Annotated in this window: 21 protein-coding genes; 14 read left to right on the top strand and 7 right to left on the bottom strand. The window is 60.5% G+C overall.

The genetic code is table 11. From position 1 onward, the window contains the following. Nucleotides 1–84: 84 nt before the first annotated feature. Together HBO41_RS20525 and HBO41_RS20520 are read right to left on the bottom strand one after the other, a co-directional pair. The gene (locus tag HBO41_RS20525; RefSeq protein ID WP_017139364.1) at nt 85–501 is read right to left on the bottom strand and encodes a DUF3010 family protein; all 417 of its coding nucleotides are present in this window, start codon (nt 499–501) and stop codon (nt 85–87) included. A 40-nt stretch (nt 502–541) separates the two neighbouring features. After that, entirely contained in the window at nt 542–943 is a 402-nt protein-coding gene (locus tag HBO41_RS20520; protein WP_017139363.1) for a lysozyme inhibitor LprI family protein, read from the bottom strand. A 219-nt stretch (nt 944–1162) separates the two neighbouring features. On the opposite strand from HBO41_RS20520, the gene HBO41_RS20515 reads away from it, so the two are divergent. From HBO41_RS20515 to HBO41_RS20490, 6 genes are all read left to right on the top strand, one after another. Beyond that, nucleotides 1163–2140 (top strand): dipeptidase, encoded by a 978-nt coding sequence (locus tag HBO41_RS20515; protein WP_014720245.1) that lies wholly within the window; start codon nt 1163–1165, stop codon nt 2138–2140. Nucleotides 2141–2209: 69 nt separating this feature from the next. Further along, nucleotides 2210–2740, top strand: coding sequence for a DUF5943 domain-containing protein (locus tag HBO41_RS20510; RefSeq protein WP_169987523.1), 531 nt, complete (start codon nt 2210–2212; stop codon nt 2738–2740). A gap of 16 nt (nt 2741–2756) precedes the next feature. Beyond that, nucleotides 2757–4817, top strand: coding sequence for a dimethylglycine demethylation protein DgcA (dgcA, locus tag HBO41_RS20505; RefSeq protein ID WP_099550382.1), 2061 nt, complete (start codon nt 2757–2759; stop codon nt 4815–4817). 167 nt (nt 4818–4984) lie between these two features. Next, on the top strand, nt 4985–6928 hold the full coding sequence (gene dgcB / locus HBO41_RS20500) for a dimethylglycine demethylation protein DgcB (protein WP_169987521.1): 1944 nt from the start codon (nt 4985–4987) through the stop codon (nt 6926–6928). Then, nucleotides 6928–8148: an electron transfer flavoprotein subunit alpha/FixB family protein gene (locus HBO41_RS20495; RefSeq protein WP_099550384.1), complete on the top strand. Its 1221-nt coding sequence runs from the start codon at nt 6928–6930 to the stop codon at nt 8146–8148. The genes dgcB and HBO41_RS20495 overlap by 1 nt, the downstream gene beginning before the upstream one ends. A gap of 10 nt (nt 8149–8158) precedes the next feature. Further along, the gene (locus tag HBO41_RS20490) at nt 8159–8929 is read left to right on the top strand and encodes an electron transfer flavoprotein subunit beta (protein ID WP_017139361.1); all 771 of its coding nucleotides are present in this window, start codon (nt 8159–8161) and stop codon (nt 8927–8929) included. An 829-nt stretch (nt 8930–9758) separates the two neighbouring features. Here HBO41_RS20490 and gbcA read toward each other — a convergent pair. Beyond that, entirely contained in the window at nt 9759–11054 is a 1296-nt protein-coding gene (gene gbcA, locus HBO41_RS20485; RefSeq protein WP_017139360.1) for a glycine-betaine demethylase subunit GbcA, read from the bottom strand. A gap of 283 nt (nt 11055–11337) precedes the next feature. Here gbcA and gbcB point away from each other — a divergent pair, with 283 nt between their 5' ends. Continuing rightward, a complete protein-coding gene (gene gbcB / locus HBO41_RS20480) occupies nt 11338–12438 on the top strand; it encodes a glycine-betaine demethylase subunit GbcB (protein ID WP_017139359.1) in 1101 nt (366 codons plus the stop codon). Nucleotides 12439–12959: 521 nt separating this feature from the next. Here the strand turns inward: gbcB and HBO41_RS20475 are convergent. The 3 genes from HBO41_RS20475 to HBO41_RS20465 form a co-directional block, all read right to left on the bottom strand. Beyond that, nucleotides 12960–13493, bottom strand: coding sequence for an REP-associated tyrosine transposase (locus tag HBO41_RS20475; RefSeq protein WP_026013773.1), 534 nt, complete (start codon nt 13491–13493; stop codon nt 12960–12962). Nucleotides 13494–13628: 135 nt separating this feature from the next. Continuing rightward, nucleotides 13629–13829 carry a hypothetical protein gene (locus HBO41_RS20470; protein WP_017137985.1) on the bottom strand — a complete coding sequence of 67 codons (201 nt, stop codon included), beginning with the start codon at nt 13827–13829 and terminating at the stop codon, nt 13629–13631. 183 nt (nt 13830–14012) lie between these two features. Next, complete coding sequence (locus tag HBO41_RS20465; RefSeq protein WP_017137986.1) at nt 14013–15053, bottom strand: low specificity L-threonine aldolase; 1041 nt, start codon at nt 15051–15053, stop codon at nt 14013–14015. A 90-nt stretch (nt 15054–15143) separates the two neighbouring features. Here HBO41_RS20465 and HBO41_RS20460 point away from each other — a divergent pair, with 90 nt between their 5' ends. Then, nucleotides 15144–15872, top strand: coding sequence for a TraX family protein (locus HBO41_RS20460; protein WP_169987519.1), 729 nt, complete (start codon nt 15144–15146; stop codon nt 15870–15872). Here the strand turns inward: HBO41_RS20460 and HBO41_RS20455 are convergent. Then, nucleotides 15837–17489 (bottom strand): NAD(P)/FAD-dependent oxidoreductase, encoded by a 1653-nt coding sequence (locus HBO41_RS20455; RefSeq protein WP_262380445.1) that lies wholly within the window; start codon nt 17487–17489, stop codon nt 15837–15839. The genes HBO41_RS20460 and HBO41_RS20455 overlap by 36 nt on opposite strands. Before the next feature lie 318 nt (nt 17490–17807). On the opposite strand from HBO41_RS20455, the gene glyA reads away from it, so the two are divergent. The 6 genes from glyA (at nt 17808) to purU (ending at nt 25404) form a co-directional block, all read left to right on the top strand. After that, nucleotides 17808–19061, top strand: a complete 1254-nt coding sequence (gene glyA, locus HBO41_RS20450; protein WP_099550385.1) for a serine hydroxymethyltransferase — start codon at nt 17808–17810, stop codon at nt 19059–19061. Nucleotides 19062–19083: 22 nt separating this feature from the next. Further along, entirely contained in the window at nt 19084–20334 is a 1251-nt protein-coding gene (locus HBO41_RS20445; RefSeq protein WP_010207084.1) for a sarcosine oxidase subunit beta, read from the top strand. Nucleotides 20335–20349: 15 nt separating this feature from the next. Continuing rightward, nucleotides 20350–20652, top strand: a complete 303-nt coding sequence (locus HBO41_RS20440; protein WP_015886243.1) for a sarcosine oxidase subunit delta — start codon at nt 20350–20352, stop codon at nt 20650–20652. Then, complete coding sequence (locus HBO41_RS20435) at nt 20649–23666, top strand: sarcosine oxidase subunit alpha (protein ID WP_099550386.1); 3018 nt, start codon at nt 20649–20651, stop codon at nt 23664–23666. The genes HBO41_RS20440 and HBO41_RS20435 overlap by 4 nt, the downstream gene beginning before the upstream one ends. Nucleotides 23667–23790: 124 nt before the next feature. After that, entirely contained in the window at nt 23791–24423 is a 633-nt protein-coding gene (locus HBO41_RS20430) for a sarcosine oxidase subunit gamma (RefSeq protein WP_099550387.1), read from the top strand. Between the two features lie 123 nt (nt 24424–24546). Further along, the gene (purU, locus tag HBO41_RS20425) at nt 24547–25404 is read left to right on the top strand and encodes a formyltetrahydrofolate deformylase (protein WP_056857793.1); all 858 of its coding nucleotides are present in this window, start codon (nt 24547–24549) and stop codon (nt 25402–25404) included. Nucleotides 25405–25486: the final 82 nt, after the last annotated feature.

Here is a 25486-nt window from a genome sequence, read left to right as displayed (position 1 = left end):
TAGCGGTAGATCAGGCAGTACAGCGTTATCTGACAAACCGCCATCGCAGGCAAGCCAGCTCCCACAGGGGATTGGTGGTGTGGCTTACTTTTTTACCAGCGCCGAACACGCCGCCTTGAAGGCCTCATGCTGATACTTGTTCAGCGAGGCCGGCAGGGCAAAATCGTGCTTTTTGTTCTGCGCATTGATGGTCTGCGGCGACAGCAATGCCACCTCAACACCGTCGAGCAACTGAAACACCCCTTCAATCTTGAACGTGGTCGGGCCACCGGCGAATTCGCCTTTCTTGCTGCGCTTCTTGATCGCGATGCGGGTGATGGCGTTTTCTTGCACAAAGGCCTTCACCTGGGCGGCGAAGGCTTTGACGTTGGCTGCCTCATCGTCGTCATCGAGGGCGATTTTCTTGATGGCCAGCGCCACGTGGGTCAGCGCCTGGTTGTCCAGGGAGGCGACGGCGATGATGGCTTCGCTGCCTTTGATTTCGATGCCGCAGATAGTCATGGATAGCCTGGTTTCAGAGAAAAAGTGACGGGATTGTCGCTTATTCCTGCCCGATCGACTCCAAAAACTCCGACCGCTCATCACTCATTCGCGCCAGGCAGTCATTCTGTTGAATCGCGTAGTCCTTGCTGCCATTCACCGCCGGGAAGGTGTCCACCGCGCAATCGGCATCGCGCAGTTTTTCCCATTTCTGCTGGGCATCCTTCAGACGAGCGGTAATATCGGCCAGTTGCGACTTGTTGCTGCCATAGGTCGAACCCATGCGTTCCAGCAAGCCCTGGTAGTTATCCTTGAGCAATTGCTCGGCGGTGGTTTTGTTATAGGTGGCGCATTCCAGGGTTTGTTTGTCGTTTTCGATGCCATCGCAGGGCGTGCTGTCGGTGTCTTCAGCGGCGTGTACGCCGGTTGCGATGAGTGCCAAAGCCAGGAAAATCGATTTCATTGCGCCGTCTCATATCAGGTGATGAGCAAATTCTGGCTCAAGCGTGGGACAAAGAACAGCCACCTGTCAGCTATGTCATGTAGGCCTTTGTCGCTGATTGACGCTTTCGGCAATTCCCCTGTCGTTTTTGCACCCAGCTCCGTCGGCCCCTGAGCATATGCTGGCCCCAAAGCGCCGGCAGACGATTCGGCGCATGAATCGCCAATAAGGGGACGCCTGATGAGCCCAGCCGAGTTGCACGCCGACAGCATCGTTATCGACGGTCTGATTATTGCCAAGTGGAACCGCGACCTGTTCGAAGACATGCGCAAAGGTGGCCTCACCGCCGCTAATTGCACGGTGTCGGTGTGGGAAGGCTTCCAGGCCACGATCAACAACATCGTTGCCAGCCAGACCCTGATCCGTGAAAACAGCGACCTGGTGATCCCGGTGAAAACTACCGCCGACATTCGCCGTGCAAAAGAGCAGGGCAAGACCGGCATCATCTTCGGCTTCCAGAACGCCCATGCGTTTGAGGACCAACTCGGCTACGTCGAGATCTTCAAGCAGCTCGGCGTGGGTGTGGTGCAGATGTGCTACAACACCCAGAACCTGGTCGGCACCGGTTGCTACGAGCGTGACGGCGGGCTGTCGGGCTTTGGTCGTGAGATCGTCGGTGAGATGAACCGTGTCGGCATCATGTGCGACTTGTCCCACGTCGGTTCCAAGACCAGCGAAGAAGTCATCCTCGAATCGAAAAAGCCGGTGTGCTACTCCCACTGCCTGCCGTCGGGCCTTAAAGAGCACCCGCGCAACAAGTCCGATGAAGAGCTCAAGTTCATCGCCGACCATGGCGGTTTTGTCGGCGTGACCATGTTCGCGCCGTTCCTGGCCAAGGGCATCGATTCGACCATCGACGACTACGCCGAAGCCATCGAATACACCATGAACATCGTCGGCGAAGACGCCATTGGCATTGGCACCGACTTCACCCAGGGCCATGGCCAGGATTTCTTTGAAATGCTGACCCATGACAAAGGCTACGCCCGCCGTCTGACCAGCTTCGGCAAGATCATCAACCCGCTGGGCATCCGCACCGTGGGCGAGTTCCCCAACCTCACCGAGACCCTGCTCAAACGCGGCCACAGCGAGCGCGTGGTGCGCAAGATCATGGGCGAGAACTGGGTCAATGTCTTGAAAGACGTCTGGGGCGAATAAGCCACCGCATTTCTCCCCCGGCCGTTCGCATCGGGGGCACACCTAAGAATTTTCTGGAGTTAAGTTTCCATGGCCAAAATCGCCCCGCAATTGCCTATCGAAGTCGACAGCGAAACCGGTGTCTGGACCTCCGACGCCCTGCCAATGCTGTATGTGCCACGGCATTTCTTCGTCAACAACCACATGGGCATTGAAGAAGTGCTGGGCGCCGACGCCTACGCCGAAATCCTCTACAAGGCCGGCTACAAATCTGCCTGGCACTGGTGCGAAAAAGAAGCTGAATGCCACGGCCTGGAAGGCGTTGCAGTGTTCGAGCATTACATGAAGCGCCTGTCGCAACGCGGCTGGGGCCTGTTCAAGATCCAGGACATCGACCTCGACAAAGGCACCGCCAGCGTCAAGCTCGAACACTCGGCGTTTGTCTACGTGTACGGCAAGGTCGGGCGCAAAGTGGACTACATGTTCACCGGTTGGTTTGCCGGTGCCATGGACCAGATTCTGCAGGCGCGCGGCAGCAAGATTCGCACCGTAGCCGAGCAAGTTTACGGAGGCTCCGAAGAGGGCCACAACGACGGCCTGTTCACCGTCAAGCCGTTGTAAGTCGAGGAACCGTGCCATGGCTTTCGAAGCAATGTTTGCGCCGATCCAGATCGGCAAACTGACCATCCGCAACCGCGTGCTCAGTACCGCCCACGCCGAGGTGTATGCCACCGACGGCGGCATGACCACCGACCGCTATGTGAAGTACTACGAAGAGAAAGCCAAGGGCGGTATCGGCCTGGCGATCTGTGGCGGCTCCTCGGTGGTGGCCATCGACAGCCCGCAGGAATGGTGGAGTTCGGTGAACCTGTCCACCGACCGCATCATCCCGCACTTCCAGAACCTGGCCGACGCCATGCACAAGCATGGCGCCAAGATCATGATCCAGATTACCCACATGGGCCGTCGCTCGCGCTGGGACGGCTTTAACTGGCCAACCCTGATGTCGCCGTCCGGCGTGCGTGAGCCGGTGCACCGTGCTACCTGCAAGACCATCGAGCCGGAAGAAATCTGGCGCGTGATCGGCAACTACGCCAGCGCCGCCAAGCGCGCCAAGGCCGGTGGCCTGGACGGTGTCGAACTGTCCGCGGTGCACCAGCACATGATCGACCAGTTCTGGAGCCCGCGGGTCAACAAGCGTACCGACGAATGGGGCGGCACCTTCGAGGGCCGCATGAAGTTCGGCCTGGAAGTACTCAAGGCCGTGCGCGCCGAGGTCGGTGACGACTTCTGCGTGGGCATGCGCCTGTGTGGTGACGAGTTCCACCCGGACGGCTTGTCCCACGAGGACATGAAGCAGATCGCCAAGTATTACGACGACACCGGCATGCTCGATTTTATCGGCGTGGTGGGCTCGGGTTGTGACACCCACAACACCCTGGCCAACGTGATCCCCAACATGAGCTACCCGCCGGAGCCGTTCCTGCACCTGGCGGCCGGTATCAAGGAAGTGGTCAAGGTTCCGGTGCTGCACGCGCAGAACATCAAGGACCCGAACCAGGCCACGCGCATTCTGGAAGGCGGCTATGTGGACATGGTCGGCATGACCCGTGCGCACATCGCCGACCCGCACCTGATCGCCAAGATCAAGATGGGCCAGATCGACCAGATCAAACAATGCGTCGGCGCCAACTACTGCATCGACCGCCAATACCAGGGCCTGGATGTGTTGTGCATCCAGAACGCCGCGACCTCCCGTGAATACATGGGCGTGCCGCACATCATCGAGAAATCCACCGGGGCCAAACGCAAAGTCGTGGTGGTGGGTGCCGGTCCTGCCGGGATGGAAGCCGCGCGGGTCGCGGCCGAACGTGGCCACGACGTGACCCTGTTGGAGAAGAAAGAGTTTATCGGCGGGCAAATCACCACCGCCTCCAAAGCCCCGCAGCGTGACCAGATTGCTGGTATCACCCGCTGGTTCCAGCTGGAGTTGGCGCGCTTGAAAGTCGACCTGCGCCTGGGCGTGGCGGCGGATGCCGAGACCATCCTGGACCTGCGGCCTGACATCGTGGTGCTGGCCGTCGGCGGGCATCCGTTTATCGAGCAGAACGAACATTGGGGCGCCGCTGAAGGCCTGGTAGTCAGCAGTTGGGACGTGCTCGACGGCAAAGTCGCGCCGGGCAAGAACGTGTTGGTGTACGACACCATCTGCGAGTTCACCGGCATGTCGGTGGCCGACTTCCTGGCCGACAAAGGCAGCCAGGTGGAAATCGTCACCGACGACATCAAGCCAGGCGTGGCGATTGGCGGTACGTCGTTCCCGACTTACTACCGCAGCATGTACCCCAAAGAAGTGATCATGACCGGCGACATGATGCTGGAAAAGGTCTACCGCGAGGGCGACAAGCTGGTGGCCGTGCTGGAGAACGAATACACCGGCGCCAAGGAAGAACGTGTGGTTGACCAGGTAGTGGTCGAGAACGGCGTGCGCCCGGACGAGGCCATTTACTACGGGCTCAAGGAAGGTTCGCGCAACAAGGGCCAGATTGATGTTGAAGCCTTGTTCGCGATCAAGCCGCAGCCGTGCTTGAGCGAGGCGGGTGACGGGTACTTGCTGTTCCGCATTGGTGACTGTGTGGCGCAGCGTAATACCCACGCCGCTATCTATGACGCCCTGCGCTTGTGCAAGGATTTCTAGGCAACCACCGAACCACTGTGGGAACCGGTCAATGTGGGAGCCGGGCTTGCCCGCGATGCAGGCGACTCGGTCTTGAGTGACACCGAGGCGATGCCATCGCAGGCAAGCCAGCTCCCACCTTTATCCGGTTCCCATGCAAGACCTGTGTGGTCTTTGGGAGCTTCACCATGTTGAACACCTTGCTTCCTATTCTCTTGTTTGCAGCCATCGGCCTCGCCGCCCTAGGCGCCCTGCGCCGGGTGAACATGTGGCGCCGTGGCCGCGCGTCCAAGGTTGACTTGCTGGGCGGCCTGCTGGCCATGCCCAAGCGCTACATGGTCGACCTGCACCACGTGGTCGCCCGCGACAAATACATCGCCAACACCCACGTCGCCACCGCCCTGGGCTTTGTGCTGTCGGCGTTGCTGGCCATTTTGGTGCACGGTTTTGGCCTGCATAACCGTATCCTCGGCTATGCCTTGCTGCTGGCCTCGGTGCTGATGTTTGTCGGCGCCACCTTCGTCTATCTACGTCGGCGCAACCCGCCATCACGCCTGTCGAAAGGCCCGTGGATGCGCCTGCCGAAAAGCCTGATGGCGTTCTCGGTCAGCTTCTTCCTGGTGACCTTGCCGGTGGCCGGGATTCTGCCCGCCGACTTCGGCGGCTGGCTGCTCGCCGCGCTCTTGAGCCTGGGCGTGCTGTGGGGCGTAAGCGAAATGTTCTTCGGCATGACCTGGGGCGGGCCGATGAAGCACGCCTTCGCCGGTGCCCTGCACTTGGCCTGGCACCGCCGCGCCGAGCGTTTTGGTGGCGGCCGCTCTACAGGTTTGAAGCCGCTCGACCTCAGCGATAAAACCGCGCCATTGGGCGTGGAAAAACCCAAGGATTTCACCTGGAACCAACTGCTCGGCTTCGACGCCTGCGTGCAGTGCGGCAAGTGCGAAGCGGCGTGCCCGGCGTTCGCCGCCGGCCAGCCGCTGAACCCGAAAAAACTCATTCAGGACATGGTGGTCGGCCTGGCCGGTGGCACCGATGCCAAGTTCGCCGGCAGCCCTTATCCAGGTAAACCGATTGGCGAGCACGGCGGCAACCCGCACCAGCCGATCGTCAACGGCTTGGTTGATGCCGAAACCCTGTGGTCGTGCACCACCTGCCGCGCTTGCGTGGAAGAGTGCCCGATGATGATCGAGCACGTCGATGCCATCGTCGACATGCGCCGCCACCTCACCCTGGAAAAAGGCGCCACGCCGAACAAGGGCGCCGAAGTCCTGGAAAACCTGATCGCCACCGACAACCCCGGCGGCTTCGCACCGGGCGGTCGCCTCAACTGGGCAGCGGACCTGAACTTGCCGTTGCTCAGCGAAAAAGGCAGCAGCGACGTGCTGTTCTGGGTCGGCGACGGCGCTTTCGACATGCGCAACCAACGCACCTTGCGCGCCTTCGTCAAAGTGCTGAAAGCGGCCAAGGTCGACTTTGCAGTACTGGGCCTGGAGGAGCGCGACAGCGGTGACGTCGCTCGCCGCCTGGGTGATGAGGCCACGTTCCAATTGCTCGCCACACGCAACATCCAGACCCTGGCCAAGTACAGCTTCAAGCGTATCGTCACCTGCGACCCGCACAGCTTTCACGTGCTGAAAAACGAATACGGCGCCTTCAACGGTAATTATGTCGTGCAGCACCACAGCACCTTCATGGCCGAGCTGATCGGTGAAGGCGCGCTGAACCTGGGCCAGCACAAGGGCAACAGCGTGACCTACCACGACCCTTGTTACCTGGGCCGTTACAACGGCGAATACGAGGCGCCGCGCCAAGTGCTGCGGGCGTTGGGCATTGAGGTCAAGGAGATGCAACGCTCGGGCTTCCGTTCGCGCTGCTGCGGCGGCGGTGGCGGCGCGCCGATCACCGATATTCCCGGCAAGCAGCGGATCCCGGATATGCGCATGGATGACATCCGCGAAACCGGCGCCGAGCTGGTGGCCGTGGGTTGTCCACAATGCACCGCGATGCTTGAGGGCGTGGTCGAGCCGCGCCCCCTGATCAAGGACATCGCTGAACTGGTCGCCGACGCGTTGCTTGAAGACGCCGCACCCGGCAAGGCACCTATCAAGCGTCAACCTGCGGAGGTGCACTGATGAGCGACATTATCCGCCGCGACCCACGGGCCGAATGGATCGCCCGCAACCGCCTGCACCCGTTGCACGCCGCCATGCAACCGCTGCAACACAGTTGGATGGGGCCGAACGGCGTCATCCGCAAAAATGTACATGGCGTGGGTTTTATCGGCCCCAACGGCATCAAGCGTATCGACCGCAGCGGCGCCCAGCAGGGCGGCGCGGCCAAGCGCACGGCGGCGGTGCAAGTGCAGTTGCCGTTGCACCAGGTGCCAGCGCCGGCGTTCTACATCAACGTGGTGCCGGACATGGTTGGTGGCCGCCTGAGCAGCCACGACCGCGATTTGCTCGGCCTGGCCCGGCAACTGGCCGGCAGCGACGGTGCAGTGCTGGCGGTGGTGTTTGGCGAGCACAAAGAAAGTGCTTTTGCCACGGCGGGCGTCGATCGCCTGCTGGTGCTGGAAGGCCACGAATTCGAGGGTTATTCACCGGAGCAACGCGTCCAGGGCCTGCGGGCTGTGGATAACCAGTTCAACCCGCGCCATTGGTTGCTGCCCGACAGCCGCAGTGGCGGCGGTGAATTGGGCCGGCGTTTTGCCGCGAGCCTCAAGGAGCGCCCGGCCACACGCGTCTGGCAGATCAAGGGCGAGGAGTGCATCGGTCGCGCCGGTGCGGGCCAGGAGGATTTGGCCCGGCCACTGCCGCGCCTGATTCTGGCAGCGGTGGAATGCGCCGAGCCGGTCAGCGAAACCCGTCACGAAGTCTTGCCCGTGGAGTTATCCACAGCCTTGGCGCGCAGCCTGCCGCGCATCGAGGATCTCGGCGCAGTGGCGGTGGACCCAGGGGCGATTCCGATGGCCGAGGCGGAGTTTATTTTCTCTGGCGGCAATGGCGTAAAAGATTGGGCACTGTTCCACCAGACCGCCGCCGCCTTGGGCGCCACCGAAGGTGCGTCACGGGTGGCAGTGGATGATGGCTTTATGGCGCGTGATCGTCAGGTCGGTGCCAGCGGTACTTGGGTGACGGCACGGGTGTATGTGGCTGTGGGTATTTCCGGGGCGATCCAGCACCTGCAAGGCATCGGTGCCTGCGACAAGGTGGTGGCAATCAACCTCGACCCTGGCTGCGACATGATCAAGCGTGCCGACTTGTCGGTGATCGGCGAAAGCGCCGCGATTCTGCAAGCCTTGATCGAGGCGGTGCAGGTGTACCGCAACGGCGCCAAGCGCGACGCAGCCTAGGGACATGACCATGACCACGAATGTAATCAGCCTGGTGTCAATCGGCGCCCACCCGACCTCCGGCCGCCCACGCCGTGCGGAGCAGGATGCACGCGCCGTCGAGCTGGGCCTGCAGCTGGCTGGGGATAAGTTGCAAGTGTTGCATGCCGGTGACGTTAACGAGCCGACGTTGCGCAGCTACCTGGGCATGGGCCTGCCGCAATTGCATGTGCTGGAACAACCGGCGGGCAGCGACGCCTTGCCGGTGCTCAGTGATTATCTGCGCGAGACTGGCGCCCACGTAGTGCTCACCGGCAGCCAGGCGGAAACCGGCGAAGGCTCAGGCATGTTGCCGTTTCTTTTGGCCGAGCAATTGGGTTGGCCATTGATAGTCGGGCTGGCGCAAGTGGAATCTATCGATGGCGGCATTGCCCATGTGCTGCAAGCCTTGCCGCGCGGGCAGCGGCGGCGCCTGAAGGTGCGCCTGCCGTTTCTGGCGACTGTGGATAACGCCGCGCCCAAACCACGGCAAAGCGCCTATGGCCCGGCGCAACGCGGTGAACTGGCGGCCCATGAGGTCGAAATCGAGACGGACGAGTTACTCGCAGACGCAGTGTTGCAACCGGCCAAGCCCCGGCCCAAGCGCCTCAAGGTGATTAAGGCCAAGAGCGGCGCGGACCGGATGAAGGCGGCGACCGCCAAGGCCAGCGGCGGCGGTGGGCAAGTGCTCAAAGGTCTTAGCCCCGAGGCGGGCGCGGAAGCGATTCTGAAGCTACTCATTGAAGAAGGCGTGGTGCGCTGATTACCTGTGGGAGCTGGCTTGTGTGGGAGCTGGCTTGCCTGCGATACAGGCACCTCGGTCTGACTGATGGACCGAGGTGCCTGTATCGCAGGCAAGCCAGCTCCCACAGAAAGCTCGCCCGCCACACTGTCTTTACGATGCATCGTTGGATTACCCACAATCCCTGTTGATCCGCCTGTGGATAACCTGTTCGCGGTTGTCCACACCCCCGGCTAATCAAGCCCTGCAGCCCTCTGTACGAAAAACAACCAGGCTAACTGACGGTTTTGCTTGGGTTTTTTCCTGGATAAGTTTGAAACCCTGCACAAACTTGCCCCCAAAGTCTGTTGGCGCTTCTGTGGATAAGATGTTCGCTACTGGCTGTGAGCCTTATAAATAAAGGCTTTCAGTGGCGTGGTCAAAATATGATCAATTTGGCTTATTGGCTCGCTGAAACCCCTGGATGCCCCGATTTGTGAAGGTTTGACGCGGTTTTCCACAACGCCGGCGAAGTTGCCCCCAAAGTCTGTTGGTGCTTCTGTGGATAAGGTGTTCGCGTACTGCTGCAGGCCACGTATTAAGAGGCTTTCAAGGGGTTGATCAATAAGTGATCAGGTGTGGCTAAAACCGCACGACTTGAATAAGTCACGGATTTTCTTCAGTTAATTTAGAGGGCCGGGCACACTTGCCCACAATTGCTGTGGGTGGCTTTGTGGATAAGTTGTTGGGCGAAGGCTGGAGGGTAGATCGGCAAAGGGCTGTAAGGGGGGTGATCATTATTTGAACAGTGACCAATATACATGTGGGAGCAGGCAAGCCAGCTCCCACAGTTTGATCTTTGGTGTGTCAGCTATTCGTGCGCCGCTACACCCTTAAGGTAAGGCGCTGGCGCCGCGCCCAGGTTGTTCAACAAACGCTCGCTGTACCAATCGACAAAGTTCACCACACCAAACTCATAGGTCTTGGAGTACGGCCCTGGTTGGTACGCGGTGGAGTTAATCCCGCGCTGGTTTTCTTCGGCGAGGCGGCGGTCCTGGTCATTGGTGGCGTCCCAGACCTGGCGCATACGCTCCACGTCGTAGTCCACACCTTCGACGGCGTCCTTGTGCACGATCCACTTGGTGGTGACCATGGTTTCCTGGGCGCTGATCGGCCACACGGTGAACACAATGATGTGGTCGCCCATGCAGTGGTTCCACGAATGCGGCAGGTGCAGGATGCGCATCGAGCCCAGGTCCGGGTTCTTGATGCGGCCCATGAGCTTGGCGCAGCCTTGCTTGCCGTCCAGGGTCATCGACACGGTGCCTTTGAGCAATGGCATGCGTACGATGCGGTTGCGCAGGCCGAAGCTGGCGTGGGCGTAAGGGATCTTTTCGGCGTCCCACGCAGCGGCGGAGGCGGCAACGTGGTCCTTGAAGGCCTGGTCGGCACGCGGGTCGGTGACGTCGTCCCATTCCAGCAGGGTTTTCAGCAGTTCCGGGTGCGACGCGTTGCAGTGGTAGCACTCGCGGTTGTTTTCCAGCACCAGCTTCCAGTTGGCCTTTTCGAACAAGGTGGTTTGAATCGCCACCTTGGTGTTCTCCATGTCGTAGGGTTCCATGTAGTGGTTCAGCGTCGACAGGAAGTCATCGATGGCCGGCGGGTTTTCGGCCAGGCTGATGAAGATGTAGCCGCCAGCCGTTTTCACGTTCACAGGCTTGAGGCCGTACTGCTTCATGTCGAAGTCGGCGCCCATCTCGGTGCCGGCGAACAACAGGCGGCCGTCCAGTTCGTAGGTCCACTGGTGGTAGTGGCAAACGAGCTTGGCGACCTTGCCCTTGTCGCTGGTGCACAGGCGCGAGCCCCGGTGGCGGCACACGTTATGGAAGGCATGCACCACGCCGTCGGCACCACGGATCACGATGATCGGGTTCTTGCCGATTTGCAGGGTGATGTAGTTGCCCTTGGTGGGGATCTCGCAGGTCATGCCGGCGATCAACCACTCTTTCTGGAAGATCTCCTGCATGTCGATATCAAACAACCGCTCATCAGAGTAGAACGGCTGCGGCAGCGAAAAAGTGCGCTCGCGCTCTTGCAGCATTTGCGCGGTGGCCTTGCGTGCGGGTTCCAGCGGATCGCCCAAGCTTAAGGTTGCGGTGACGTCCATCGTGTGTGTCCTCATGGCCATTCTGTGTGGCCGGCGAAAGTGGCTGATCAGGTTTTGCAGCAAGGCGTAAAGAAAGCGTAGTTGTTGGCAGCGAGTGTGGGGCCGCCGATGCGCCGAACCTTGTCCATTAACGACATGGCCCACTCTGATCCCGACGCGCAAGCCCCGTGGTATGGGGGCTGGTCGCGATAAGTATGTGAATGTCGCAGATAGGTAAATGGGCGGTTCCGGCGTTACGCAGAATCGCCACCATAAAGCCGAGCATCGGCAGTGGAGAGCAAGCATGTCCAACAATTTCCTGAACCCGGTAACCACCCAGACCTGGGCCAATGGTCGGCACATCGTCCGTTGCGTCAAAGTCATCCAGGAAACCTGGGACGTGCGCACCTTTTGCTTCATGGCCGACCAGCCGATCCTGTTCTTTTTCAAGCCGGGGCAGTTTGTGACCCTGGAGCTTGAGATCGAAGGCCAGCCGATCATGCGCTCGTACACCATTTCCAGTTCGCCGTCGGTGCCGTACAGCTTCTCGGTGACCATCAAGCGCGTGCCGGGGGGGCGGGTTTCCAACTGGCTGCACGACACCCTGCATGAAGGGCAAGAGCTGGCGGTGCACGGGCCGGTCGGGCTGTTCAATGCCATCGACTTCCCAAGCCCCAAAGTGCTGTACCTCAGTGGCGGTGTCGGCATCACGCCGGTGATGTCCATGGCGCGCTGGTTCTACGACACCAACGCGAATGTCGACATGACGTTTGTCCACAGCGCCCGTTCGCCCAAAGACATCATTTACCACCGCGAGCTGGAGCACATGGCGTCGCGGATCGACAACTTCAGCCTGCACCTGATCTGCGAAAAACACGGGCTGGGCGAGCCTTGGGCGGGTTATCGCGGTTACTTGAACCACAAGATGCTGGAATTGATGGTGCCGGACTTCCTTGAGCGCGAAGTGTTCTGCTGCGGCCCTACGCCGTACATGAGCGCAGTGAAACGCCTGCTGGAGGCCGCCGGCTTCGACATGACGCGCTATCACGAGGAGTCCTTCGGCGCCACGCCGCCGGAAGCCCGCGCCGATGCGGTGGAACAAGCCGAGCAAGCAGCGGACGCGCCAGAGATCGACCTGGCAGACCTGCATCAAGTGGAATTTATTGCCTCCGGCAAAAGCATCCGCGTGGCACCGGGCGAAACCGTGCACGCAGCCGCGGCCAAGCTTGGCCTGCTGATCCCTAAAGCGTGCGGCATGGGCATTTGTGGAACATGCAAGGTGATGAAGCTGGGCGGGGAGGTCGAGATGGACCACAACGGCGGGATCACCGAGGAAGACGAAGCCGAAGGCTACATCCTGTCGTGCTGCAGCGTGCCGAAGGGCGACGTGCGCATCGAGTTCTAATAGGGCGGGACGCGGAGCGTCCCTGGAGGCATTCCCACGCAGAGCGTGGGAACGAGCTGGTTGAGTGTCCACCCCCGATCATTCCCATGCTCCGCGTGGGAATGCAGCCCGTGACGCTCCGCGTCACAAAGTGCCCAGTATTCAAGCCATGCACATAGGGCGGGACGCGGAGCGCCCCAGGAGGCATTCCCACGCAGAGCGTGGGAACGAGCTGTTTGAGTGTCCCCGATCGTTCCCACGCTCCGCGTGGGAATGCAGCCCGTGACGCTCCGCGTCACAAAGTGCCCAGTATTCAAGTCATGCACATAGGGCGGGACGCGGAGCGTCCCTGGAGACATTCCCACGCAGAGCGTGGGAACGAGCTGGTTGAGTGTCCACCCCCCGATCATTCCCATGCTCCGCGTGGGAATGCAGCCCGTGACGCTCCGCGTCACAAAGTGCCCAGTATTCAAGTCATGCGCATAGAGCGGGACGCGGAGCGTCCCTGGAGGCATTCTCACGCAGAGAGGGGGCGGCGGGCACTAGTGCCACTGTTGAATTTCGATGAGCCCTTCCTGCCCTGCGTAATTGCGCGCACTGGAATACCGCCAGTGTTCGGCTAGGTCCACATATCCTCGTTTCACCGGGTTGTGGTGAATGTAATCAAGTTTCTGGTGCATCACCCCCTCGCTGTACACCAACTCAGCGTGTGCGCCTTCCTGCCAAAGTTGATAAGCCCGGTCTACCTTGTGCGCCCGTTTGCTGAACCGCAGGCGTTGTAATAAACGCTCTGCGCCTCGGCGCTGCAAATCATCAATGATGGTACGGGCGGTAAAGGATTTGAATTGGCTCACGCATTTGCCAAGGTCGGGAGCCTGAGCGACGAAGTGCAAGTGGTTTTCGAGAACGACGTAGCCGAAGAGATTCAGGGCGTGGTGGTTTTGTTGATATCGCCAGCAGTCCAAAAGATGACCAACGATGTAGTCACGGGTGAACAGCGGTAGCCACTCCATGACGGTGCAGGTGAGGAAGTGCGGCTTTTCGGGTTCGGTGATGACGTAGCGGCTTCTGCCCATGGATTCGTCCTTGAATCTGGGTGCGGCTTGGACGCAGAGCGTCCGGGGATGCATTCCCACGCATAGCGTGGGAACGATCATGTACATTCAGTTAATCGCGCCCGCGCGAGCGTGGGAGCGATCGGGTCAGCTTGGTTAGCGTGCGTATATCTGTATGGCGAACTGCTCACCTGACGCTGTCAGTTCAAAGGTTTTTTCGGTGATGACCAGGGTTCTTGAAGGCTCCCTGATGGTGTCACCGACTTTCGCCAGTTTCCTGAACTCATCCCAGCTCACAAACGTGGTGCTGAGACTGCCTTCCTGCAACGCTTTAGTGTTGTAGCATTGAACTTCCATGGTCTAACCCTCTGCTGGATTTCCGTTTCCGACCGATTATTCGGCAGGCAGTTGTGCCCGAAAGGTGGCCGCTGCAGCGGCGTTTTCCTTTCGGGTTCCAAGAGGCTAGACGATGAAAGTGGACTGTAATGCTGTCGGAAATACCAAATAACAGTCTCGGCAATGCGCCAGTATTCGTGAGGCTTAAGCGTTCATCACTTCCCTAATGTCTGCGGCTAATTCTCTTACGCGTTCTTCTTCGGTATCCCACGCACACATGAACCGTGCGCCACCTTTGCCAATGAATGTGTAGAAGCGCCAGCCCTTGGCCGTCAGCGCTGCGATGGCCGGTTCCGAGAGTTGCAGGAACACGCCGTTGGCCTGTACCGGGAACATCAGTTCCACGCCGGGAATGTCCGCCACCAGGCTGCTGAGCAATTGTGCGCATTGGTTGGCGTGGCGGGCGTGTTTGAGCCAGGCATCGTTTTCCAGCAGGCCCACCCATGGGGCGGAGAGGAAGCGCATTTTCGAGGCCAACTGGCCGGCCTGTTTGCAGCGGTAATCGAAGTCTTCAGCCAGTTTGTGGTTGAAGAACAGGATGGCTTCGCCTACTGCCATGCCGTTTTTGGTGCCGCCGAAACACAGTACATCCACACCGGCTTTCCAGGTCAGGTCGGCCGGCGAGCAGCCCAGGAACGCGCAGGCGTTGGAGAAGCGCGCGCCGTCCATGTGCAGGTTCAGGCCCAGCTCTTTGCAGGTGACGCTGATGGCGCGGATTTCTTCCGGGGTATAAACGCTGCCCACTTCCGTGGCTTGGGTGAGGGTGACCACGCGCGGTTTGGGGTAGTGGATGTCCTGGCGCTTGAGGGCGATCTCGCGGATCGATTCGGGCGTCAGCTTGCCGTTTTCGGTGCGGGCGGTGAGCAGCTTGGAGCCGTTGGAGAAGAACTCCGGCGCACCACATTCGTCGGTTTCGACGTGGGCGGTTTCCGAGCAAATCACGCTATGGTAGCTCTGGCACAGCGAAGACAGCGCCAGTGAGTTGGCCGCGGTGCCGTTGAAGGCGAAGAACACTTCACAGTCGGTTTCGAACAAATTGCGGAAACCGTCGGCGGCACGGTGGGTCCACTCATCGTCGCCGTAGGCGCGTTGATGGCCCTGGTTGGCTTGTTCCATGGCGGCCCAGGCTTCCGGGCAGATGCCGGAATAGTTGTCGCTGGCGAATTGTTGGCTATTGTCGGTCATGGCCCATTCCTGTGGTCGATGTTGGTGCGCACTGTAACCAAGATTGTCGCGGGTGCGCACGCACTGTAAATGCAAAGTCACTGGGGAATTATGCACGGTACACACACGTTGGCTGTCGGACGCGTCCGCGATGGCGCACTGGATCTGCTCAAGTGGCTGGCGCTGCTGAGCATGGTGCTCGACCACTTGCGTTATGTCGGTTTGAGCCTGGACGGCCTGTACGTGCCGGGGCGCCTGGCGTTTCCGTGGTTTTGCCTGGCGATTGCAGCCAATTTGCACCGGGTCGCCAATGCTCCCGTCACGGGCCAGTGGCGCTACCTGGGCTGGCTGTTGCTGTTCAGTGTGATCAGTGAAGTGCCCTACCGGATGTTTATCGAGGATGCCGATACATTGAACGTCTTGCCGACGTTGGCGCTGGGGTTGCTGGTTGCCCGAGGATGGCAGCAGAAGGTGCTTTTTGATCGAGGATTGGCGCTGATTGCCCTAGTCATCGCGGCGCTGTTTTCTGCCCAGCTGATGTTCGGGTTTTTCGGTGTGTTACTGCCGCTGGCGATGCTGCTGGTGTTTAACCGGCCATGGTATTTCAGCGTGTTGCCGGGTTTGGTCTGCGTGGCCGCCAATCAATGGCAGATTCTGCTCAATAGCGGCACGCCTGTGGCGCTTATGGGGTTGGCCGCTTGCCTGATTGCGCCCTTGGCGGGTTTGGTCTTGTTGCGACACGCCAAAAACGTCTCGCCACCGGCGATGCGCCGCTGGGCTTACGCGCTGTATCCGTTACATTTTTTACTTTTGTTGGGGGTTCGAAAGGCCATTGGCTGACATCGACTCGAGCCAACAAGGTGGGAACGGATGAGCCGCGTAGAAATCGCGCATTTTTTGTACGTCGCGCTCGAACCAATCTCGCAGCCACTGGCAATATTGAAGTGAAATAGCCTGCCTGTGCGTTGGGTTGAGGCTTTCGTCGGCAATACATTGCGCAGCCATCATTCCTGACATCAGCGCCTTGAGTACGCCATGAGAGGCGCCCGGGTCCAACCTGCTGGCTGCGTCTCCGATGATGAAATAGCCGTTACCCGCTGCCTGATCACAGATTGACCAAGTGACATCTGCCCCCCGGATCGTTCCTTCACAGGGTAAGTGTTCAAAACAGGCCGGAACAGCCGCCATCTTCGGTGATTTATCTTGCATAAAGCGCAGTCTCGTCCAGTGATAAAGCTGCTGGCCGATATGAGCGGTCCAATACCAGCCCGATGGGTCTGCGAAGATGCCGAGCGTATTTTCCTGGACTGTTCCTCGCTTATAGCCATACACGGCGGTCAGCGGGGGCGAGCAGCGACGCGATGTCAGCCTTAATTGGCGAGCCAGCCAACCGTGAGCGCCACTGGCATCAATAAGGTGCCTGCAAAACAGTTGCCCGGCCTGGGTCTGGAGGCCCACCACTCGATCCCTTATCTGCAACACGGTCTTTGCCTGGCAGGGTTGCAGGACGTGGACACCTGACGCGGCTGCTCGATCCAGCAGCAACCCGTCCAGCATTGCTCGGGGAATCTGAAACCCCCGCCAAGGTCCGTTTTGGTCTTGCCCGAAAGGCACAAAGTGTCGTTCAGTGTCCCACCTCACCCAAGTACCCGCAGGCCGGACGAAGGCGTCGCCGCGGATTTTTTCAGCCACACCCAGTTGCTGAAGCAGAGGCTCTATGCCGGGGTGCAGGGTTTCACCCGGGCGGTGGCGCGGAAAAGACAGGCGCTCAATCAGTGCCACTTTCAAGCCCTGTTGAGCGCAGCAAATGGCCGCCGAGCAACCCGCCGGGCCGGCACCTATTATGATCACGTCATAGCGGCCTGCGCTGTCGGGCGTTGCCATGCTGAATGTGTCGATAAACCAATTTCCAGGTGTGGTGCTCAATGAAAGTTTGACGCGCCGGAAAGCATCGATTCGCCGTTGATATTCCTGCGAGTCGACTTTGCCTGTGAGTGCCAATGAGAACTTCCCGTTCAGCGCGTTCTCTGTGTAGTCGGTATAGAAGTAAGTTTCGTACGCTCTATGGGGCGCGTAATTGGCGACGTATTTTTTTGGAGCGGGTACGCCATCCCACGGGAAACCGGCACTTTTGCCGATCTCCTGATCCAGCATTGGTTTTACGGTCGGACCCGCCCCGACGTTTGGTGGATAGGCTTGTGCTGAGTCTGATGCAACTGCAGGCCAGAATGAACTCAACGCTGCGCAGAGCTTGGCATCCTCGGGGAATGGGCTGCCCAGCCTGTAGGCTGCCAGGTGCGCCACGCTGCCCAATTCGGGGTCAGTCGTCACAAGGCCAACATCCCAGCCTGGCGCGAATATCCCTGCGCTCGCATCGGGAAGGCACCACGCGCACCGTGCAGGTGTAACGCTTTGCGTCAGCGGCGTGGCCAGGTTGGGCGAAGAGTCGAGCGCCATGCCCGCGTTCCTCAACGGTGTAGGGCGTTCAATCTGTTGGACTGAACAGTGAAAGCGTCGAATACATGAGCTGGCGCTGTTTGAGTGGCAAGCGTAGCCAAGTTTTCAGGCGTGTGAGGCTTAAAGTGTCAGGTTTCTGTTTCTAAATCTTCAGGCGGCCCGAGCCATCTGCGTGTTTTATCGCCCACCCGCGAAGCCATGTCGTAAACGCACCTTTGCGTGGCGTGCGTAGGCATTTGACCTCGCTGCGCCAGCCCTACCATCGCATCAAAGGGCCCTGCGAGGGCCTCAACAATACGAAAGGCTGGGAGAGACGCGATGTTCAGCAAAAAAGACCAGATCCAAGGGTATGACGACGCATTGCTGGCGGCGATGAATGCCGAGGAGCAGCGTCAGGAAGACCATATCGAGCTGATCGCGTCAGAGAACTACACCAGCAAACGCGTCATGGAAGCCCAGGGCAGCGGCCTCACCAACAAATACGCCGAAGGCTACCCAGGCAAGCGCTACTACGGCGGCTGCGAGCATGTGGACAAGGTTGAAGCCCTGGCCATCGAGCGCGCCAAACAACTGTTCGGCGCTGATTACGCCAACGTGCAGCCACACTCCGGTTCGTCCGCCAACAGCGCGGTGTACCTGGCGCTGATCAATGCCGGTGACACCATCCTGGGCATGAGCCTGGCCCACGGCGGCCACTTGACCCACGGCGCCAAAGTGTCGTCCTCGGGCAAGCTGTACAACGCCGTGCAGTACGGCATCAACACCGATACCGGTTTGATCGACTATGACGAAGTTGAGCGCCTGGCCGTCGAATGCCAGCCGAAAATGATCGTGGCCGGTTTCTCCGCTTACTCCAAGACCCTCGATTTCCCGCGCTTCCGTCAGATCGCCGACAAGGTTGGCGCACTGCTGTTCGTCGACATGGCCCACGTCGCCGGCCTGGTTGCCGCGGGCCTGTACCCGAACCCGCTGCCTTACGCCGATGTGGTCACCACCACCACCCACAAAACCCTGCGCGGCCCACGTGGCGGTTTGATCCTGGCCAAGGCCAACGAAGCCATCGAGAAGAAACTCAACGCTGCCGTGTTCCCCGGCGCCCAGGGCGGCCCGCTGATGCACGTTATCGCCGGCAAGGCCGTGTGCTTCAAGGAAGCGCTGGAGCCCGGTTTCAAGGCTTACCAACAACAGGTGATCGACAACGCCCAGGCCATGGCAGACGTGTTTATCAAGCGCGGCTACGACGTGGTGTCCGGCGGCACCGATAACCACCTGTTCCTGGTTAGCCTGATCCGCCAGGGCCTCACCGGCAAAGACGCGGACGCTGCCCTCGGCCGCGCCCACATCACCGTCAACAAGAACGCCGTGCCGAATGACCCGCAGTCGCCGTTCGTGACCTCGGGCCTGCGCATCGGTACCCCGGCGGTGACCACGCGGGGTTTCAAGGTGCCGCAATGCATCGAGCTGGCCGGCTGGATCTGCGACATCCTCGACAACCTCGGCGACGCCGATGTCGAGGCCAACGTGGCCAAGCACGTGTCTGCCCTGTGCGCTGATTTCCCGGTTTATCGCTGAGCGCGGTTTTGGAGTAATGACTATGCAACGCTACTCGGGCTTCGGCCTCTTCAAGCACTCACTCAGCCACCACGAAAACTGGCAGAAGATGTGGCGCACGCCCACACCGAAAAAGGTCTACGACGTGGTTATTGTCGGCGGCGGCGGGCATGGTCTGGCGACGGCTTACTATTTGGCCAAAGAGCACGGCATCACCAACGTGGCCGTGGTCGAGAAAGGCTGGCTGGGCGGCGGTAACACCGCGCGCAACACCACCATCGTGCGTTCCAACTACCTGTGGGACGAGTCGGCGCACCTGTACGAACACGCGATGAAACTGTGGGAAGGCCTGTCCCAGGACCTGAACTACAACGTGATGTTCTCCCAGCGTGGCGTCTACAACCTGTGCCACACCCTGCAAGACATCCGGGACTCCGAGCGTCGCGTGAGCGCCAACCGCCTCAACGGCGTGGACGGCGAGTTGCTCAACGCCAAACAAGTGGCCGACGAGATCCCGTACCTCGACTGCTCAAAAAACACCCGCTACCCGGTACTCGGCGCCACCGTGCAACGGCGCGGCGGCGTAGCCCGCCACGATGCCGTGGCCTGGGGCTTCGCGCGCGCCGCTGACGCACTCGGCGTGGACCTGATCCAGCAGACCGAAGTGATCGGCTTTCGCAAGGAAAACGGCGTGTGCATTGGCGTCGAAACCAACAAGGGTTTCATCGGCGCCAAGCGCGTCGGTGTGGTCACTGCCGGTAACTCCGGGCACATGGCCTCGCTCGCCGGCTTCCGCCTGCCAATCGAATCCCACCCGCTGCAAGCGCTGGTGTCCGAGCCGATCAAGCCGATTATCGACAGCGTGATCATGTCCAACGCCGTGCACGGTTACATCAGCCAGTCCGACAAGGGCGACCTGGTGATCGGCGCCGGTATCGACGGCTACAACGGCTACGGCCAGCGCGGCTCGTACCCGGTAATCGAACACACCATCCAGGCCATCGTCGAGATGTTCCCGGTGCTGTCGCGGGTGCGCATGAACCGCCAGTGGGGCGGCATCGTCGACACCACGCCGGACGCCTGCCCGATCATCTCCAAAACCCCGGTGCCGAACATGTTCTTCAACTGCGGCTGGGGCACCGGCGGTTTTAAAGCCACTCCAGGCTCAGGCAACGTGTTTGCCGCCAGCCTCGCCAAGGGTGAAATGCACCCATTGGCAGCGCCATTCTCCATCGACCGTTTCCACAACGGTGCCTTGATCGACGAACACGGCGCTGCGGCCGTCGCCCACTAACAGGAGAAATTCCCTATGTTGCATATCTTCTGTCCTCACTGTGGCGAACTGCGCTCCGAAGAGGAATTCCACGCGTCCGGCCAAGCGCACATCCCGCGCCCGCTGGACCCGAACGCCTGCACCGATGAAGAGTGGGGCGACTACATGTTCTTCCGTGACAACCCACGCGGGCTGCATCACGAGCTGTGGATCCATGCCGCCGGTTGCCGTCAGTACTTCAACGCCACCCGCGACACCCTGACCTACGAAATTCTTGAAACCTACAAGATCGGCACCAAGCCGCAATTCACCGCCAAGGCTGCTGGAGAGAAGGTATGAGCCAGATCAATCGCCTGTCCAACGGTGGCCGCATCGACCGCAACAAAGCCCTGACGTTTACCTTCAACGGCCAGAGCTACAAGGGCTTTGAGGGCGACACCCTGGCCGCAGCCCTGCTGGCCAACGGCGTCGACATCATCGGCCGCAGCTTCAAGTACTCGCGCCCGCGCGGCATCTTTGCAGCGGGCGCCGAAGAGCCGAACGCGGTGCTGCAGATCGGCGCCACCGAAGCCACCCAGATTCCCAACGTGCGCGCCACGCAACAGGCGCTGTACCAAGGTTTGGTCGCCACCAGCACCAACGGCTGGCCGAACGTTAACAATGACGTGATGGGCATTCTTGGCAAAGTCGGCGGCAAGCTGATGCCGCCGGGGTTCTACTACAAAACCTTCATGTACCCGCAATCGTTCTGGATGACTTACGAGAAGTACATTCGTAAGGCTGCGGGCCTTGGCCGCTCGCCGACCGAGAATGACCCGGACACCTACGACAACTTCAACCGTCATTGCGACGTGCTGATTGTGGGTGCCGGCCCTGCTGGCCTGGCCGCGGCATTGGCCGCTGCGCGCAGCGGTGCCCGCGTGATTATTGCTGACGAACAGGAAGAATTCGGCGGCTCCTTGCTGGATTCGCGCGAAAGCCTCGACGGCAAGCCGGCGACCGAATGGGTTGCCAGCGTGATCGCGGAACTCAAAGCCCTGCCGGACGTGGTGTTGCTGCCGCGTGCCACCGTCAATGGCTACCACGACCACAACTTCCTGACCATTCACGAACGCCTCACCGACCACCTCGGTGACCGTGCGCCGATTGGCCAGGTGCGCCAGCGCATCCACCGTGTGCGTGCCAAGCGCGTGGTGCTGGCGACCGGTGCGTGCGAGCGTCCGTTGGTGTACGGCAACAACGACGTGCCGGGCAATATGCTCGCCGGTGCAGTCTCTACCTACGTGCGCCGCTACGGCGTGGCACCCGGCAAAAAACTGGTGCTGTCGACCAACAACGACCACGCCTACCGCGTCGCGCTGGACTGGCTTGATGCGGGCCTGCAAGTGGTCGCCGTGGCTGATGTGCGTCACAACCCACGCGGCGCCCTGGTGGAAGAAGCCCGCGCCAAAGGTATTCGCATCCTCACCGGCAGCGCCGTGATCGAAGCCCGTGGCAGCAAGCACGTGACCGCTGCACGCGTGGCGGCGATTGACGTCAAAGCACACAAAGTCACCAGCCCCGGCGAGTGGCTGGACTGCGACCTGGTGGCCAGCTCCGGCGGCTATAGCCCAGTGGTTCACCTGGCTTCGCACCTGGGCGGCAAGCCGACCTGGCGTGAAGACATCCTCGGTTTTGTGCCAGGCGAAGCCCCGCAAAAACGTGTGTGCGTCGGCGGTATCAATGGCGTCTACGGCCTCGGCGATTCCCTGGCCGATGGTTTTGAAGGCGGCGTGCGCGCAGCCAGCGAAGCCGGGTTTGCACCGGTGGAAGGCACGCTGCCAAAAGCCTTGAGCCGTCTGGAAGAGCCAACCCTGGGCATTTACCAGGTGCCCCATGACAAGCCGACCGCACGGGCGCCGAAGCAATTTGTCGACCTGCAAAACGACGTCACCGCTGCCGCCATTGAGCTGGCGACCCGCGAAGGGTTCGAGTCGGTCGAGCACGTCAAGCGCTACACCGCGCTGGGCTTCGGCACTGATCAGGGCAAGCTCGGCAACGTCAACGGCCTGGCCATTGCGGCCCGCTCGCTGAACGTGACCATCCCGCAGATGGGCACCACGATGTTCCGCCCCAACTACACGCCGGTGACCTTCGGCGCCGTGGCGGGCCGTCACTGTGGGCACATTTTTGAGCCGGTGCGCTATACCGCGCTGCAAGCCTGGCACGTTAAAAACGGCGCCGAGTTTGAAGATGTTGGCCAATGGAAACGCCCTTGGTACTTCCCGCGTAACGGTGAAGACCTGCACGCCGCCGTGAAGCGCGAATGCCTGGCGGTGCGCGACAGCGTCGGCCTGCTGGATGCGTCCACCCTGGGCAAGATCGATATTCAAGGCCCGGATGCCCGCGAGTTCCTCAACCGCATCTACAGCAACGCCTGGACCAAGCTCGACGTGGGCAAGGCCCGCTACGGCCTGATGTGCAAGGAAGACGGCATGGTCTTCGACGACGGCGTCACCGCCTGTCTCGCCGACAACCACTTCCTGATGACCACCACCACCGGCGGCGCCGCCCGCGTGCTGCAGTGGCTGGAAATCTACCAGCAGACCGAGTGGCCAGACCTCAAGGTGTACTTCACCTCGGTCACCGACCACTGGGCGACCATGACCTTGTCCGGCCCCAACAGCCGCAAACTGCTGGCCGAAGTCACCGACATCGACCTGGATAAGGACGGTTTCCCGTTCATGACCTGGAAAGAAGGCCTGGTTGGCGGCGTACCGGCGCGGGTGTTCCGTATCTCGTTTACCGGCGAGCTGTCGTACGAAGTCAACGTGCAGGCCGACTACGCCATGGGCGTACTCGAACAGATCGTCGCTGCAGGCAAGAAGTACAACCTGACCCCGTATGGCACTGAGACCATGCACGTACTGCGCGCCGAGAAGGGTTTCATCATCGTTGGCCAGGACACTGATGGCTCGATGACCCCGGACGACCTGAACATGGGCTGGTGCGTAGGCCGTACCAAACCGTTCTCGTGGATCGGCTGGCGTGGAATGAACCGTGAAGACTGCGTGCGTGAAGAACGTAAGCAGTTGGTGGGCTTGAAGCCGATTGACCCGAATGTATGGCTGCCGGAAGGCGCGCAGTTGGTGTTCGACCCTAAGCAGTCGATCCCGATGAAGATGGTCGGCCACGTGACCTCAAGCTATGCGCACAACTCGCTGGGTTATTCGTTTGCGATGGCGGTGGTCAAGGGCGGCTTGAAGCGCATGGGTGAGCGGGTGTTCTCACCGCAGGCGGATGGCAGCGTGATCGAGGCAGAGATTGTGTCCTCGGTGTTCTTCGACCCGAAAGGCGAGCGGCAGAACATCTGATAGACCGAGTCGCCTGCATCGCAGGCAAGCCAGCTCCCACATTTGGAATGCGTTCCCCTGTGGGAGCCGGGCTTGCCCGCGATGAGGCCAGAGCAGTCACCACAGAATTCAGAACAGGTGCTTTATGACAGCAGCCAATGTTTACCAACAACGCCCCACCACCGGCGCCAAGGCCGAGTCGTCGCTGCACCATGCCGACCTCGCCAGCCTGGTCGGCAAGGGCCGCAAGAACGCCGGCGTGACCGTGCGGGAAAAGAAACTCCTCGGCCACCTGACCATCCGTGGCGATGGCCATGACGCCGCGTTCGCCGCCGGTGTGCACAAAGCCCTCGGCATCGAACTGCCTGGTGCCTTGCAAGTGATCGTCAAAGGTGAAACCAGCCTGCAATGGCTCGGCCCGGATGAGTGGCTGTTGATCGTGCCAAGCGGTGAAGAGTTTGCCGCCGAACAAAACCTGCGCGCTGCCCTGGGTGAGCTGCATATCCAGATCGTCAACGTCAGCGGCGGCCAGCAGATCCTCGAACTCAGCGGCCCGAACGTGCGCGACGTGCTGATGAAGTCCACCAGCTACGACGTGCACCCTAATAACTTCCCGGTGGGCAAGGCGGTGGGCACGGTGTTCGCCAAGTCGCAGCTGGTGATCCGCCACACGGCTGAAGACACCTGGGAGCTGCTGATTCGTCGCAGCTTCTCGGATTACTGGTGGCTGTGGCTGCAGGATGCGTCCGCCGAATTTGGCCTTAATGTCGTTGCATAACGATCGTTCCCACGCTCTGCGTGGGAATGCATCCCGGGACGCTCCGCGTCCCAAGAGCGGACGCAGAGCGTCCATGGCGGCATTCCCACGCAGAGCGTGGGAACGATCAAGGAGTCACGCACAATGAGCCGCGCACCCGACACATGGATTTTGACCGCCGACTGCCCCAGCGTGCTCGGCACGGTGGACGCGGTCACCCGCTACCTGTTTGAGCAGGGCTGCTACGTCACCGAGCACCATTCGTTCGATGACCGTCTCTCGGGCCGGTTTTTTATCCGCGTGGAATTTCGTCAACCTGAGGGTTTTGACGAGCAAGCCTTCCGCGATGGCTTGGCCACGCGCGGTGAAGCCTTTGGCATGATCTTCGAGCTGACGGCGCCGAACTACCGGCCAAAAGTGGTGATCATGGTGTCCAAGGCCGATCACTGCCTGAACGATTTGCTCTACCGCCAACGCATCGGCCAACTGTCGATGGACGTGGTCGCGGTGGTGTCCAACCACCCTGATTTAAAACCTTTGGCCGACTGGCACCAGATTCCCTACTACCATTTCCCCCTCGACCCCAACGACAAACCGTCCCAGGAGCGTCAGGTGTGGCAAGTGATTGAAGAGACCGGCGCCGAACTGGTGATTCTTGCGCGCTATATGCAAGTGCTGTCGCCGGAGCTGTGCCGCAAGCTCGATGGCAAGGCCATCAACATTCACCACTCGTTGCTGCCTGGTTTCAAAGGCGCCAAGCCGTATCACCAGGCCTACAACAAGGGCGTGAAACTGGTGGGCGCCACGGCGCATTACATCAACAACGATCTGGATGAAGGCCCGATCATCGCCCAGGGTGTGGAGGTGGTGGATCACAGCCACTATCCCGAGGACTTGATTGCCAAGGGGCGTGATATTGAAGGGCTGACGTTGGCGCGTGCAGTGGGGTATCACATTGAGCGGCGGGTGTTTTTGAACGCCAATCGAACTGTCGTTCTTTAGATTGCTATCGCGGGCAAGCCCGCTCCCACATTTGATGTGTGAATACCTTTGAATGTGGGAGCTGGCTTGCCTGCGATGAGGC

This window comes from Pseudomonas sp. WS 5146, from assembly GCF_012985495.1.
In the GTDB taxonomy this organism is placed as follows: domain Bacteria; phylum Pseudomonadota; class Gammaproteobacteria; order Pseudomonadales; family Pseudomonadaceae; genus Aquipseudomonas; species Aquipseudomonas edaphica.
This window is presented reverse-complemented; position numbering and strand designations above follow the sequence as displayed.